The 14,429-nt window shown below is 69.6% G+C and carries 10 protein-coding genes; 5 read left to right on the top strand and 5 right to left on the bottom strand.

Annotation, left to right across the window (positions count from 1 at the left end; all coding sequences use genetic code 11):
• Positions 1-56 precede the first annotated feature (56 nt).
• The 5 genes from AB0L89_RS12945 to AB0L89_RS12925 form a co-directional block, all read right to left on the bottom strand.
• Complete coding sequence (locus AB0L89_RS12945; RefSeq protein WP_365138930.1) at positions 57-1,322, bottom strand: hydrolase; 1,266 nt, start codon at positions 1,320-1,322, stop codon at positions 57-59.
• Positions 1,323-1,438: 116 nt separating this feature from the next.
• The gene (locus tag AB0L89_RS12940; RefSeq protein WP_365138927.1) at positions 1,439-2,209 is read right to left on the bottom strand and encodes a succinate dehydrogenase/fumarate reductase iron-sulfur subunit; all 771 of its coding nucleotides are present in this window, start codon (positions 2,207-2,209) and stop codon (positions 1,439-1,441) included.
• On the bottom strand, positions 2,206-4,155 hold the full coding sequence (locus AB0L89_RS12935; protein WP_365138924.1) for a fumarate reductase/succinate dehydrogenase flavoprotein subunit: 1,950 nt from the start codon (positions 4,153-4,155) through the stop codon (positions 2,206-2,208). Before AB0L89_RS12935 ends, AB0L89_RS12940 begins: the two co-directional genes overlap by 4 nt.
• On the bottom strand, positions 4,155-4,991 hold the full coding sequence (locus tag AB0L89_RS12930; RefSeq protein ID WP_365138917.1) for a hypothetical protein: 837 nt from the start codon (positions 4,989-4,991) through the stop codon (positions 4,155-4,157). Before AB0L89_RS12930 ends, AB0L89_RS12935 begins: the two co-directional genes overlap by 1 nt.
• 74 nt (positions 4,992-5,065) lie before the next feature.
• The gene (locus AB0L89_RS12925; RefSeq protein ID WP_365138915.1) at positions 5,066-5,377 is read right to left on the bottom strand and encodes a hypothetical protein; all 312 of its coding nucleotides are present in this window, start codon (positions 5,375-5,377) and stop codon (positions 5,066-5,068) included.
• Positions 5,378-5,939: 562 nt separating this feature from the next.
• On the opposite strand from AB0L89_RS12925, the gene AB0L89_RS12920 reads away from it, so the two are divergent.
• From AB0L89_RS12920 to AB0L89_RS12900, 5 genes are all read left to right on the top strand, one after another.
• Complete coding sequence (locus AB0L89_RS12920; RefSeq protein ID WP_365138913.1) at positions 5,940-8,180, top strand: ABC transporter family substrate-binding protein; 2,241 nt, start codon at positions 5,940-5,942, stop codon at positions 8,178-8,180.
• 245 nt (positions 8,181-8,425) lie between these two features.
• On the top strand, positions 8,426-10,333 hold the full coding sequence (gene typA, locus AB0L89_RS12915) for a translational GTPase TypA (protein WP_365138910.1): 1,908 nt from the start codon (positions 8,426-8,428) through the stop codon (positions 10,331-10,333).
• A 498-nt stretch (positions 10,334-10,831) separates the two neighbouring features.
• The gene (locus tag AB0L89_RS12910; RefSeq protein ID WP_365138907.1) at positions 10,832-12,457 is read left to right on the top strand and encodes an ABC transporter substrate-binding protein; all 1,626 of its coding nucleotides are present in this window, start codon (positions 10,832-10,834) and stop codon (positions 12,455-12,457) included.
• 81 nt (positions 12,458-12,538) lie between these two features.
• A complete protein-coding gene (locus AB0L89_RS12905; RefSeq protein ID WP_365138904.1) occupies positions 12,539-13,468 on the top strand; it encodes an ABC transporter permease in 930 nt (309 codons plus the stop codon).
• Positions 13,461-14,423, top strand: coding sequence for an ABC transporter permease subunit (locus tag AB0L89_RS12900; protein WP_365138901.1), 963 nt, complete (start codon positions 13,461-13,463; stop codon positions 14,421-14,423). The genes AB0L89_RS12905 and AB0L89_RS12900 overlap by 8 nt, the downstream gene beginning before the upstream one ends.
• The last annotated feature ends 6 nt before the right edge of the window (positions 14,424-14,429 follow it).

Genomic DNA, 14,429 nt, shown 5'->3' with positions numbered 1-14,429 from the left:
GAGCGGAGGACTCGCCGTGGGGAGGCGTGCCGAGGGCCCGTACCCCGCGCGGGCCCTCAGTCCGTGAACTCCACCTCCGGGTACCGCCCCGACGGCGCGTCGAGCAGGCCGTCGTCCTTCCCCTTCAACCACCGGTCGAAGAACGAGGCCACGTACGCCCGCTCCGCCGCGACCGCCCGCCCCGGATCGACCGTGCCGATGTTCTCCTCGGTCACCTTCCGGTCCGCCCCGGACTGGGGGAGAAGCACGGAGAGGTCCGTGTACGCCTGGTGCCGCGCGCCCTTGAGCGTCAGGTTCCGCTTCCAGCCCGTGCTGTGGGACAGGAGCGCGCGCCAGGACGGCTCGGTGGGGCGGTCGCTGCCCATCAGCAGGAAGGGGCGGTCCAGGCCGTTCCGCGCGACCGGCATCAGGTTCGTGCCGTTCGGCTCGGGGTTGAACTCCAGCGTGCCGTCGAGGTCGACCGCGGCCCCGACCCGCCGGTCCTCGTACATCGTCTCGGCGGCGGCGATCCCGCCCGCGGAGTGGCCGACCATGCCCACGCGCCGCCGGTCGACCACCTTCGACAGGCCGTGCGGCAGCGAACCCAGGCTGTCCAGGACGAACCTGGAGTCGGCGACCCGCACGTCGAGCGTCTTCTTGAGCAGCTCCGTCAGGGTGCCGTTTTGCTGCGCCTCCTCCAGCGCCTTCCGCAGCGGGCCGTCGTCCTTGACCGAGCCGTCGGGGAACTGCACCCCGGGGTTCTCGTAGGTGTGGTCGACGGTCACCACGACATAGCCGCGGCTCGCCAGCTCCTCGACCAGGGCCGTGCCCCAGGTGCGCGGGTCGCCCGAGCCCGCCGCGTACACCAGCACGGGGCGCCGCCCGCCGCGGGTGTCGGCCGGCGCGCCCTCCCGGGCGTGCGTCCGCGTGGCCGCGAAGTCGACCGCGCCCCGGGGGATGCCGTGCGGCGCGGTGGCGTCCCAGCGGGCGGCGGCCCCCTGCGCCATGTAGGGCGCGCGGGGCCGCCCGTCGCCGGAGCCGGACGCGGCCGGGTACCAGACGCTGACCATCAGCTCGCGGAACGGCTGCGACGCCACCCAGGGGTCGTGCCGCGAGCGGTCCACGAGCCGGGCCGAGACGGTGCCGATCCCGTACGGCCCGGTGGGCGCGGGGAGTTGGGCCCGGACGCCGGCGGCGGGCGCCTGCGCCAGGGGACGCGCCTGCGCCGGAGACGCCAGGGGCAGCAGCCCCGCCACGAGCCCGGCGCCCGCGAGGCCCAGCAGCGTACGGCGCCTCACGGCGGAGGAAGCCCGGGAAGCCGAGGTGGTCGAGGAAGAAGTCATGCCTCCATGCTGGTTCCGGGGTGCGCCCCGGACCATGGGGGAGATCACGAGAATCCGCCTGGGGGATTACCCCCAGGCGGACCCCGTACCGTCACACCGTCACTCCGGCCGCACGCTCACTCCGACCGGCGCCGGATCTTGTTCCCCAGCCAGACCAGCGGATCGTACTTGCGGTCGACGGCCCGCTCCTTGAGGGGGATCAGCGCGTTGTCCGTGATCTTGATGCCCTCGGGGCAGACCTCCGTGCAGCACTTGGTGATGTTGCAGTAGCCGAGCCCGTGCTCGTCCTGCGCGGTGCGCTTGCGGTCCAGGCCGGACTCCGCCGCCGCGTCCAGCGGATGCATGTCCAGCTCGGCGACCCGCATCAGGAACCGCGGCCCGGCGAAGGCCTCCTTGTTCTCCTCGTGGTCGCGCACCGCGTGGCAGGTGTCCTGGCACAGGAAGCACTCGATGCACTTGCGGAACTCCTGCGAGCGGTCCACGTCCGTCTGCTGCATCCGGTACTCGCCGGGGCCGAGGCCCTCGGGCGGTACGAACGAGGGGACCTCGCGCGCCTTCGTGTAGTTGAAGCCGACGTCGGTCACCAGGTCCCGCACCACGGGGAAGGCCCGCAGCGGCGTCACCGTGATGACCTCGTCCCGGTCGAAGACCGACATCCGCGTCATGCACATCAGCCGCGGCCTGCCGTTGATCTCCGCCGAGCACGAACCGCACTTGCCCGCCTTGCAGTTCCAGCGCACCGCGAGGTCGGGCGCCTGGGTGGCCTGGAGCCGGTGGATGATGTCGAGGACGACCTCGCCCTCGTTGACCTCGACCTTGAAGTCCATGAGGTCGCCGCCGCCGAGATCACCGCGCCAGACCTTGAATCGCGCGTCGTACGAACTCACTCGTACAGCTCCTCTTCAGTCAGGTACTTGACCAGCTCCTCCTTCTCGAAGAGGGCCAGCAGGTCCGGGCGGATGGGCTCGGTGGACACCCGCACGAGGTCGATCTGGCCGCGCACCGGGTCGGTCGCCGCCAACCCGCCGGTGGGATCGGCGAGTCGGCAGAGCAGATTGGCGCGCCGCCACTCGCGGTCCATCGCCGGATGGTCCTCGCGGGTGTGCCCGCCGCGGCTCTCGGTGCGCTCCAGGGCGGCCCGCGCGATGCACTCGCTGACCAGGAGCATGTTCCGCAGGTCGAGCGCGAGGTGCCAGCCGGGGTTGAACTGGCGGTGGCCCTCGACCCCGGCCCGCCGCGCCCGCACCCGCAGCTCGGCGAGCTTCTCCAGGGCCTGCGCCATCTCGGCCTCGCGGCGGATGATGCCGACCAGGTCGTTCATGGTCTGCTGGAGTTCCTGGTGCAGGGTGTACGGGTTCTCCGGCGTCGCCCCGTCCTCGGGGCCCTCCGCGCTGAAGGGCCGCAGCGCCTCGGCGGCCGCGGTGTCGATCTGCACCTCGTCCAGGACGGGCCTGGCGTCGAGCCCGGCGGCGTACTCGGCCGCGTGCAGCCCCGCGCGCCGGCCGAAGACCAGCAGGTCGGACAGCGAGTTGCCGCCGAGGCGGTTGGACCCGTGCATGCCGCCCGCGACCTCACCGGCCGCGTACAGGCCCGCCACGCGGCGCGCGGCGGCGGTGTCGGAGTCGACCGCGACGCCGCCCATCACGTAGTGACAGGTCGGCCCCACCTCCATCGCCTCTGCGGTGATGTCGACGTCCGCGAGCTCCTTGAACTGGTGGTACATGGAGGGCAGCCGGCGCTTGATGACCTCGGCGGGCATCCGCGTCGACACGTCGAGGAAGACGCCGCCGTGCGGCGAGCCGCGGCCCTCCTTGACCTCGGCGTTGATGGCGCGCGCGACCTCGTCGCGGGGCAGCAGCTCGGGTGGGCGGCGGTTGTGGTCCGGGTCCTCGTACCAGCGGTCGCCCTCCTCCTCCGACTGCGCGTACTTCTCCTTGAACACGTCGGGGACGTAGTCGAACATGAACCGCTTGCCCTCGGAGTTCCTGAGGACCCCGCCGTCGCCGCGCACGGACTCGGTGACGAGGATGCCCTTGACCGACGGCGGCCAGACCATGCCCGTCGGGTGGAACTGCACGAACTCCATGTTCAGCAGCGGCGCCCCGGCGAGCAGCGCGAGGGCGTGCCCGTCGCCGGTGTACTCCCACGAGTTCGACGTCACCTTGAAGGACTTGCCGATGCCGCCGGTCGCCAGGACCACGCTCGGCGCCTCCAGGACGAAGAAGCGACCGGACTCGCGGTCGTAGCAGAAGGTCCCGCAGACCCGCCCGGCGTCGCCGGGACCCGCGCCCTCCTCCTTCAGCACCCTGGTGACCGTGCACTCCTGAAAGACCTTCAGGCGTGCCTCGTAGTCCCCGAACTCCTTGTAGTCCTCCTGCTGCAACGAGACGATCTTCTGCTGGAGCGTGCGGATCAGTTCGAGCCCGGTGCGGTCGCCGACGTGGGCGAGGCGCGGATACTCGTGCCCGCCGAAGTTGCGCTGGGAGATCCGCCCGTCCGGGGTGCGGTCGAACAGGGCGCCCCAGGTCTCCAGCTCCCAGACGCGGTCGGGCGCCTCACGGGCGTGCAGCTCGGCCATCCGCCACTGGTTGAGGAACTTGCCGCCGCGCAGCGTGTCGCGGAAGTGGACCTGCCAGTTGTCGCCGGAGTTCACATTGCCCATGGAGGCCGCGATGCCTCCCTCGGCCATCACCGTATGGGCCTTGCCGAACAGGGACTTGCAGATCACGGCCGTGCGGGCGCCCTGTGCGCGCGCCTCGATCGCGGCCCGCAGGCCCGCGCCCCCGGCTCCCACCACGACGACGTCCCACTGCTGTCGCTCCACTTGAGACATCAGAACAACCTCGGATCGTCGAAGGCGCCGCTGGAGATCAGGAACACATAGAAGTCGGCGAGCGCCACGCTCACCAACGACGCCCAGGCGAGCAGCATGTGACGGGCATTCAGCTTCCCTACCCACTGCCACATGCGGTAGCGCACCGGATGCTTGGAGAAGTGCTTGAGCTTGCCGCCGATGATGTGCCGGCAGGAGTGGCAGGACAGCGTGTACGCCCAGATCAGCACGATGTTGACGAGGAAGACGAGGGTGCCGAGGCCCATGTGGCCCCACTCGTAGTGCTCGTCGCGGAAGGTCAGCGCGGTGTCGTACGTGAGGATGCACGCGACCGGGACGGCGGCGTAGAAGAAGTACCGGTGGACGTTCTGCAGGATCAGCGGGAAGCGGGTCTCGCCGGAGTACTTCTTGTGCGGTTCGGCCACCGCGCAGGCCGGAGGCGAGGCCCAGAAGCCTCGGTAGTAGGCCTTGCGGTAGTAGTAGCAGGTCAGTCGGAAGCCGAGCGGGAAGATCAGGACGAGCAGCGCGGGCGACAGGCCCCACCAGCTGCCGAAGATCTCCCAGTTGGGCCCGGACCGCATCGGCTCGCAGTTCTCCGCCAGGCACGGCGAGTAGAACGGCGAGACGTAGGGCGCGTGGTAGTAGTCCGTATTCGCGAAGGCCCGCCAGGTCGAGTAGACGACGAAGGCGAGCAGTCCCGCGGCGGTCGCCGCGGGCGCCAGCCACCAGCGGTCGGTCCGCAGATGGGCAGCACCGATGGCGGCGCGCGTGCCGTCACGCACGCCGCCGCCGGGGGCCGGTCCGCTTTTCGGTTGAGGTTCCGTGCCGGTGGCCAACGAGGCTCCACTCCTTCGTCCTCGGGCAGCGGGAGAGGTACTTGGCGTGGCTCTGCGGGGGTGCGGCGGTGCGGTCAGGGCGCGTGACGGCCGCGGGCGCCCAGGCCCTCGTCGTCGAGGTCCCCGGTGTCCGTCCACAGCGCGCGGTCGTACGGCGTGTCGGGGATGGTCACCAGCTCCGGCCGGTGCTCGTCGCGGGGCGCGGGCGGCGGGGCCGTCGCGCGCAGCAGGGCGACGCTCTCGCGCAGCCGGTCGGCGTCCGTGCGCACGCGGCGCAGGTCGACGCCCGCCAGCTCCTCGCCGGCCTGCTGCTCAAGACGGCCGACCGTGCGGACCAAGTCGTCCACGCATCGCTGAACGGCCGTCAGTTCATCGTGCAGAGCCATGACTTGCCCTCACTTCAGGTGTGCGGTGGCAACGCTCATGCGCCTGCGAGTGTCGCGCGTCACATCCCGGCTTGTGAAGGGATCTGCACCGATTACCGGATCGGGGACGGTGAATGCGCCGGATCACGCGCCGATCGCGCCGACCCCGGCCGACGGCGACCGCCCGTGACCGCCGGGCGGGTAGGTGCGCCGCCCCGTGCGCGTGCGCCGTCCCGCGTACGCGCGCCGTCCCGCGTACGCGCGCCGTCCCGTGTACGGACACCGCCCCGCGTACGCGCGCCGCCCCGTGTGCGTGCGCGACGTTCCGTGTCCGTACGCGATGTGCCGCGTCCGCACGCCACGACCGCCGGACGGCCGTCCGCGGCCGGGCCCCGTGAGCGCATTGGGCCGCACGAGTGGGATCTGCGCGCCCCCACGCCGCGCCTCCGCCGCGCGCGGCGTCCGGTCGCCTTGGGTGGGGCGATAGATGTGATCAGCTCCATATACCGCCAAACGTGATCAAACCCGGCCCGATCCTGGAAGCGGGCGGCCGGGCGAGCCCCGGACCCCGGAGGTACCCGCCATGTCCCACCACGTCGGAGTCAGATCTGTCGTGTTCCTCGCGACGGGGGTGCTGGCTCTGCCCGCCCTCGCCGGATGCAGCTCGAACGACGAGGCCGGCCGGCCCACCGCCGGTCAGGACGTCGCGCCCGCGGCCCGGGACCTGGTCGCCGACGGGGGGACCATGAAGTGGGCGGTCGACGCCCTGCCAGAGACCCTCAACACCTTCCAGTCGGACGCCGACGCGGGCACCGCACGCGTCGCGGGCGCCGTCCTGCCGTCCCTGTTCCGCCTCGATGCCCAGGGCCGCACGCAGCCCAACCCCGACTTCCTGGAGTCGGCGAAGGTCGTCGAGCGCGAGCCCCAGCAGGTCGTCCTGTACAAGCTCAACCAGCAGGCGGTCTGGAGCGACGGCCGGGAGATCGGCGCCGACGACTTCGCCGCGCAGTGGCGCGCCCTGTCCGGCAAGGACACCGCGTACTGGACCGCGCGGAACGCCGGCTACGACCGGATCGAGAAGATCGAGCGCGGCGCGAACAACCTGGAGGTGCGGGTCACCTTCGCCAAGCCGTACGCCGACTGGCGCTCGCTCTTCTCGCCGCTGTACCCCAAGCAGGTCATGGGCACCCCCGACTCCTTCAACGACGGGGCGCGCCGCAGGCTGAAGGTCACCGCGGGCCCCTTCGCGCTCGCGGGCGTCGACCGCAAGGCCGGCGACGTCACGCTGGAGCGCAGCCCGCGCTGGTGGGGCCGCCCGGCCAAGCTCGACAAGCTCGTGCTGCGCGAGGTGCCCCGCGAGGAGCGGGCCGAGGCCATCGCCAAGGGCAGCGTCGACCTGGCCGAGGTCGACTCGGCGGAGGCGGGCCGCATCACCCTGGCCGCCCGCGACAAGGGGGCCCAGGGCCCGCTCGCCCACGGCCCCGGCTCGCAGCTCACCCCGGGCAGGGCGCTGCGCTCCTGGGCGATCGCCCACGGCTCCGACGAGGAGGCCGCCGAGGAGGAGGTCGAGGCCCGCGCCAAGACCCGCAAGGCGGTCAAGAAGTACGCGAAGGAACAGCAGGGCCTGCGCGGCTACGTGGTGCGCAAGTCCCTGGAGCCCGCCTACACCCAGCTCGCCCTCAACGGCTCCGAGGGGCCGCTCGCCGACGACCGCGTGCGCCGCGCGGTGGCCCGCGCGCTGGACCGGAGCGAGCTCGCCAAGACCGTCCTCAAGCCGCTCGGCCTGCCCGCCGAGCCGGTCGGCAGCCACCTCGCCCTCGCCGGACAGCAGGCGTACGCGGACAACAGCGGGGCCCTCGGCGAGCAGGACACCGCCGAGGCGCGGGCGCTGCTCGCGGACGCCGGCTGGGCGCCGGGCGCGCCGCGGCAGGAGAAGGAGAAGAAGGCGAAGACCGCGGGCGCCGAGGCCGACGACGCCAAGAAGGCCCGCTCCGACTCCGAGGAGGAGTCGGGCGACGGCACCTACATCGTCGGCGAGGACGACGGCAAGCCCGGCGACAGCGGCACCTCGGTGCTCGCCCCGGCGCCCGCGGCCGCCTACCAGCGGGCCGCGCTGAACCGCCAGGCCGACGTGCTCGCCCTGCCCCGCGAGGCCGACAAGGAGAAGAAGAAGGAGCCGGCCGACCAGGCCAGGGGCGGCGCCCCCGGCGCGTACGCCCCCAAGGGCACCGCCGCCCCGGCCGCCGCGTCCGGCCCGCTCGCCAAGGACGGCAAGCCGCTGACGCTGCGCTTCGTGCTGCCCTCCGGGGACGGCTCGGAGCCGCTGCGCGCGGTGGCCGACCGGATCTCGCGGATGCTGGAGCGGATCGGGGTGCGCACGGAGACGGCGAAGGTCTCCGACGACAGCTACTTCAAGGACCACATCGCCTCCGGTCAGTACGACCTGGCGCTGTACTCGTGGCCCGCCTCGGCCTTCCCGGCCACCGACGCCCGCCCGATCTTCGCCAAGCCGGTCCCGGCCGCGGACGGCTCGCTGAACGTCGAGCAGAACTACACGCGCGTCGGCACCGACCACATCGACCAGCTGTTCGATCAGGCGATGGGCGAGCTGGACGAGGACGCCTCCCGCTCCCTGGTCAGGAAGGCGGACGCCCGCATCTGGGCCGAAGCCGGATCGATTCCCCTCTACCAGCGGCCCCAGCTGATGGCGGCCCGCCCGAACCTCGCCAACGCCGGCGCCTTCGGATTCCAGGCGCCGAACTTCGAGGACATCGGCTTCCTGAAGCCCGAGGCCAGGCCGTCCGGCTCGCCCTCGGCGGGCTGACGCTCAGATTCAGCTCAACTCCCTTGCCCGCCGGCCACCCCGGCGGGCAAGCTCATCTCCACCCATTGACCTGCTGTTTCCCCAGAATTCCCCAGCCTTTCCGCACCCCCGCGCAGCCCCCGCGGAGGCTGCCTCCGCGACGGACACGTAGACTGGGGTGAGGCCGTGGCGTGTCCAGCCCGGCAGGGTCCGCGTACCTCAGGTGTACGCGCGACCGTCCACTCACTCCAGGAGTACGCCGCACTATGGCCACGCGCCACGACATCCGCAACGTCGCCATCGTCGCTCACGTCGACCATGGCAAGACGACCATCGTCGACGCCATGCTCAAGCAGGCCGGTTCCTTCGCCGCGCACGCCGCAGAGTCCCTCGACGACCGCATGATGGACTCGAACGACCTGGAGCGTGAGAAGGGCATCACGATCCTCGCCAAGAACACGGCGGTGAAGTATCACCCCAAGGACGGCGGGGACCCGATCACGATCAACATCATCGACACCCCCGGCCACGCCGACTTCGGTGGCGAGGTCGAGCGCGGTCTGTCGATGGTGGACGCGGTCGTCCTGCTGGTCGACGCCTCCGAGGGCCCGCTGCCGCAGACCCGCTTCGTGCTCCGCAAGGCCCTCCAGCAGCGCCTGCCCGTCATCCTGTGCATCAACAAGACGGACCGCCCGGACTCCCGCATCGACGAGGTCGTCAACGAGACGTACGACCTCTTCCTCGACCTGGACGCGGACGAGGAGCAGATCGAGTTCCCGATCGTCTACGCCTGCGGCCGTGACGGCATCGCCTCGCTGACCAAGCCGGAGGACGGCACGGTCCCGGCGGACTCCACCAACCTGGAGCCGTTCTTCTCCACGATCCTGGAGCACGTCCCGGCCCCGACGTTCGACGAGGAGGCCCCGCTCCAGGCGCACGTCACCAACCTCGACGCGGACAACTTCCTCGGCCGTATCGCGCTGCTCCGCGTCGAGCAGGGCGAGCTGCGCAAGGGCCAGACCGTGGCCTGGATGAAGCGCGACGGCTCGATCGCCAACGTCCGCATCACCGAGCTGATGATGACCGAGGCGCTCACCCGCAAGCCCGCCGAGGTCGCGGGCCCCGGTGACATCTGCGCCGTCGCCGGCATCCCGGAGATCATGATCGGCGAGACGCTCGCCGACCCGGAGAACCCGGTCGCGCTGCCGCTGATCACGGTCGACGAGCCGGCGATCTCCATGACCATCGGTACGAACACCTCGCCGCTGGTCGGCCGTGGTGGCACCGGCAAGGGCGCGGAGGCCAAGGCGGCCGTCAAGGACCGCAAGGTCACCGCCCGCCAGGTCAAGGACCGCCTGGACCGCGAGCTCATCGGTAACGTCTCGCTGCGTGTCCTGGACACCGAGCGCCCCGACGCCTGGGAGGTGCAGGGCCGCGGTGAGCTGGCGCTGGCCATCCTCGTCGAGCAGATGCGGCGCGAGGGCTTCGAGATGACGATCGGCAAGCCCCAGGTCGTCACCAAGGAGGTCGACGGCAAGACGCACGAGCCCGTCGAGCGCATGACCATCGACGTGCCCGAGGAGCACATGGGCGCCGTCACGCAGCTCATGGGCGTCCGCAAGGGCCGCATGGACAACATGTCCAACCACGGCTCGGGCTGGGTCCGCATGGAGTTCGTCGTCCCGTCGCGCGGCCTCATCGGCTTCCGTACGGAGTTCCTGACGAACACCCGCGGCACGGGCATCGCCCACTCCATCCACGAGGGCCACGAGCCGTGGTTCGGCACGCTGACGACCCGTAACAACGGTTCGCTGGTCGCCGACCGCTCGGGCGCCGTCACCGCCTTCGCGATGACGAACCTCCAGGAGCGCGGCGTGCTCTTCACGGACCCCGGCACCGAGGTGTACGAGGGCATGATCGTCGGTGAGAACTCGCGCTCCGACGACATGGACGTGAACATCACCAAGGAGAAGAAGCTCACCAACATGCGCTCCTCCTCCGCCGACTCCTTCGAGGCGATCGTCCCGCCGCGGAAGCTCTCCCTGGAGCAGTCCCTGGAGTTCTGCCGCGACGACGAGTGCGTCGAGGTGACCCCGGAGGCCGTCCGCATCCGCAAGGTCGTCCTGGACCAGAAGGAGCGCGGTCGCTCGGCGTCGCGCGCCAAGCACAACTGAGGCCCCTCAGCACAACTGACGCCCTGATGTAGGCGTTTGACGGCAGCCAGCCGCCCACGAGGCCGATTTCCGCCCCTCCCCGACGGAGTGCGCGGAAGTCGGCCTCTCGTGTTTCCCCTGGCGGGTACGGTGTGGCCACTGTCCTCCGAGTCGCTCCCGGCAACCGGTTTTCGAGCGCGGAGTGTCCGGTATGCGGACGTCACTGACCGTTAGATGGGTAACACGTCCGTTTCGCAACCATCTATCTCGGATCGGTTTGTCCGGATTTTGGAAGTTGTACGTGCCAGGTGTGATTGAACCGAGACCAAAAGGGTGTGGTCGACCGGTACCTCATGGCTAATAGTTGACCGCGTATAGCTCGGGTCAATGGGTCACGCGCTGTGGGGAGCGCCGACTCACGAGCACACTGGGGTACTCGATCTTCGCCGTCAGGGGTGTCGGCGCGGTTTCACGTACCCCCTCTCGTAGTGAACAAGTGGACTCATGAGGAGGAACCCCATGCGTGGTGCCAAGAGCGCCAAGTGGGTCGCGATAGCCGGTGTTGTGGCGCTGACTGCCACCGCTTGTGGCGGCAGCGACAAGGGCAGCAACGGCAGTGGCAAGGTCGACCCGAAGGGGATCGTCAGCTACGCCAACGGTGAGCCGCAGAACCCTCTGCAGCCGGCCAACACCATGGAGGCGTACGGCAGCGTCGTCATCGACTCGCTCTTCACGGGCCTGGTCCACTACGACGAGCAGGGCAACATCACCTACGAGAACGCCGAGTCGGTCACGCCCGACAAGGCGAACAAGGTGTGGACCGTCAAGCTCAAGCAGGGCTGGAAGTTCCACAACGGCGAGGCCGTCACCGCCAAGTCGTACGTGGACGCCTGGAACTGGGCCGCGAACCCCGCGAACGGCCAGCAGAACAGCGCCTGGTACCGCGACATCGTCGGCTATGACGACGTCCACCCGGCCAAGGGCAAGGCCAAGAAGGACGCCATGTCCGGCCTGAAGGTCGTCGACGAGAACACCTTCACCATCACGCTGAACTCGGGCATCCCGTACTACGCGTACAAGCTCGTCTACACGCCGTTCTACCCGATGCCCTCGGCCGCGCTGAAGGACCCGAAGAAGTACGGCGAGGCCCCGGTCGGCAACGGTCCCTACAAGTTCAAGAGCTGGGACCACAAGAAGTCGATCCAGGTCAGCGCCTGGGCCGACTACAAGGGCGCCAACAAGCCCAAGAACGGCGGCATCAACTTCAAGGCGTACACGACGCCGCAGGCCGCCTACAACGACCTGCGCTCGAACAACGTCGACACGATGCCGCAGATCCCGGACAGCGAGCTCGCCAACTACAAGCAGGACTTCGGCGACCGCGCGATCACGTCCGACTACTCGGCGATCAACACGGTCAACCCGGCCTTCTACAGCAAGACGTTCAAGGACGTCGACGTGAAGGTCATCCAGGGTCTGTCGATGGCGATCGACCGCGAGACCATCGCCAAGACCACCTTCTCGGGCACCCGTGAGCCGGCCACCGGCTGGGTCGCCAAGGGCGTGAAGGGCTACCAGGCGGACGCCTGTGGCGAGTACTGCAAGTTCGACCCGAAGAAGGCCAAGCAGTTCGTCAAGGACGGCGGCGGCGTTCCGGGTAACAAGATCTCGATCCAGTACAACGCCGACCAGCCGCACAAGGGCTGGGTCACGGCCGTCTGCAACGACATCCAGAAGAACACCGGCGTCAAGTGCGTCGGCGACCCGAAGACCGACTTCCAGGCCGACACCGAGGTGCGTGACAAGCGCCAGGTCAAGGCCATGTACCGGTCCGGCTGGGTGCTCGACTACCCGTTCAACGGCAACTTCCTGTCCGACCTCTACGGCACCGGCGTCGACGGCAACAAGGGCGAGTTCTCGGACAAGAAGTTCGACGAGCTGACCAAGAAGGCCGACGCGGCCAAGACGATCGACGACTCGGCCAAGCTGTACCAGGAGGCCGAGAAGGAGCTCGCCAAGACGTTCCCGGGCATCCCGCTCTGGTACAACAAGATCACCTCCGGCTACTCGACGAACGTGAAGAACATGAAGTTCGATCAGGCCGGCGACCCGGTCCTGACGGACGTCCAGGTCTTCGAGAAGTAGTCGACGGAAGTCCGTTCCCGAAGCGACGCCCGGCGATCCCGGGCGTCGCTTCGGACGGCTCCGGATTGGACGGAGGCACCAATGGGGCGCTACGTCGCGCGACGACTGCTCCAGATGATCCCGGTCTTCATCGGGACAACACTGCTGATCTTCATCATGGTCAATGTCCTCCCCGGCGACCCCGTAAGGGCGCTGTGGGGCGACAAGCCGCCGGACCCCGCGCAGGTCGCGCAGATCCGGCACGACCGTGGTCTCGATCTGCCGCTCTGGCAGCAGTACCTGCACTACATGGGCGGGCTGCTGCAAGGAGACTTCGGCAACACCATCGCCGGCAACCGGCCGGTCCTGGACGAGATCACCCAGGCGTTCCCGGTCTCGATCCGACTGGCCTCCATGGCCTGGACGTTCGAGCTCATCGTCGGCATCACCCTCGGTGTCCTCGCGGGCATCCGGCGCGGCCGTTTCGTCGACAACACGGTCACGCTCTTCACCCTCCTGGTGATCTCCGTCCCGATCTTCGTGGTCGGTCTGCTCTGCCAGCTGTTCTTCGGCAACGAGCTCGGGTGGATCACACCCACGGTCCAGGACTCCGAGGACATGAGCCAGCTGCTCGTGCCCGCCCTGGTGCTCGGCATGGTCGGCCTCGCCTACGTGGCGCGTCTGACCAGAACCTCGATCGCGGAGAACCGGCAGGCGGACTACATGCGCACCGCGGTGGCCAAGGGCCTGCCGCGCCAGCGCATCATCACCCGGCACCTGCTGCGCAACTCGCTGATCCCGGTGGTCACCTACCTGGGCACGGACATCGGCGCCCTGATGGGCGGCGCGGTCATCACCGAGGGCATCTTCAACGTGACGGGCGTCGGCAACCTGCTCTTCCAGGCGCTGGCGCGCCGTGAGGGCGCGGTCATCGTCGGCATCGTGACCGTCCTGGTGCTCGTGTACCTCCTCGCCAGCCTGCTCGTCGACCTGCTCTACGCGGTCCTGGACCCGAGGATCCGTTATGCCTGACCTCACCAAGACCTCAAGCACCGACGAAGCCGTCGCCGCCAAGGACGAAGTCGTGGCCGGGTCCACGGTCTCGGCCCCGGCGTCGGGCGGCAAGCCGCGCAGCCTCTGGGGCGACGCGTGGCGCGAACTGCGGCGCAACCCGCTCTTCGTGATCTCGGCGGTGCTGATCCTGATCCTGCTCGTCGTGGCGGCCTTCCCGGGCCTGTTCACCGACGTCGACCCGAACACGGGCGACCAGGCCAAGCACTTCCTGGGCAAGCCCGAGCTGACGCACTTCTTCCAGGCGGACTGGTTCGGGTACGACAGGACGGGCCGCAGCATCTACGCGCGTGTCCTGCACGGCGCCCGCAACTCCATCATGGTCGGCGTCGGCGTGACCCTCCTGGTCACCGTCTTCGGCGGCCTGTGCGGCATGCTCGCCGGCTACTTCGGCGGGTTCTGGGACAGCCTGATCTCGCGTCTCATCGACGTGTTCTTCGGCATCCCGTTCCTGCTCGGCGCGATGGTCGTCCTGAACGCCTTCACCAACCGCACCGTGTGGGTGGTCATGGGCGCGCTGGCCTTCCTCGGCTGGACGCAGATCGCCCGCGTGATGCGCGGCGCGGTCATCACGACCAAGCACGCCGACTACGTGATGGCGGCACGCGCGCTCGGCGCCGGGACCAAGCGGATCCTGTTCCGCCACATCCTGCCGAACGCGGTCGCCCCGGTGATCGTCGTGGCGACCATCTCGCTCGGCACCTACATCGTGGCCGAGTCGACGCTCTCCTACCTGGGTCTCGGCCTCGCCGACGACGCCATCTCGTGGGGCGGCGACATCTCGGACGCCACGCAGGACATCCGGAACAACCCGCACACGCTGTTCTTCCCGGCAGGAATGCTGAGCATCACGGTGTTGGCGTTCATCATGATGGGTGACGCCGTACGCGAAGCCCTCGACCCGAAGCTGCGCTGAGGGAGG

Origin of the sequence: Streptomyces sp. NPDC052114 (genome assembly GCF_040680155.1) — a bacterium.
Taxonomy (GTDB): Bacteria; Actinomycetota; Actinomycetes; order Streptomycetales; family Streptomycetaceae; genus Streptomyces.
Note: the sequence above shows the minus strand (reverse complement) of the source record. Positions and strands in the feature narration are given on the sequence as shown.

Excerpts from the sequence above, each read along its gene's own strand:
- AB0L89_RS12945 (WP_365138930.1), bottom strand. The coding sequence starts at position 1,322 with ATGACTTCTTCCTCGACCACCTCGGCTTCCCGGGCTTCCTCCGCCGTG.
- AB0L89_RS12935 (WP_365138924.1), bottom strand. The coding sequence starts at position 4,155 with ATGTCTCAAGTGGAGCGACAGCAGTGGGACGTCGTCGTGGTGGGAGCC.
- AB0L89_RS12925 (WP_365138915.1), bottom strand. The coding sequence starts at position 5,377 with ATGGCTCTGCACGATGAACTGACGGCCGTTCAGCGATGCGTGGACGAC.
- AB0L89_RS12920 (WP_365138913.1), top strand. The coding sequence starts at position 5,940 with ATGTCCCACCACGTCGGAGTCAGATCTGTCGTGTTCCTCGCGACGGGG.
- typA (WP_365138910.1), top strand. The coding sequence starts at position 8,426 with ATGGCCACGCGCCACGACATCCGCAACGTCGCCATCGTCGCTCACGTC.
- AB0L89_RS12910 (WP_365138907.1), top strand. The coding sequence starts at position 10,832 with ATGCGTGGTGCCAAGAGCGCCAAGTGGGTCGCGATAGCCGGTGTTGTG.
- AB0L89_RS12905 (WP_365138904.1), top strand. The coding sequence starts at position 12,539 with ATGGGGCGCTACGTCGCGCGACGACTGCTCCAGATGATCCCGGTCTTC.
- AB0L89_RS12900 (WP_365138901.1), top strand. The coding sequence starts at position 13,461 with ATGCCTGACCTCACCAAGACCTCAAGCACCGACGAAGCCGTCGCCGCC.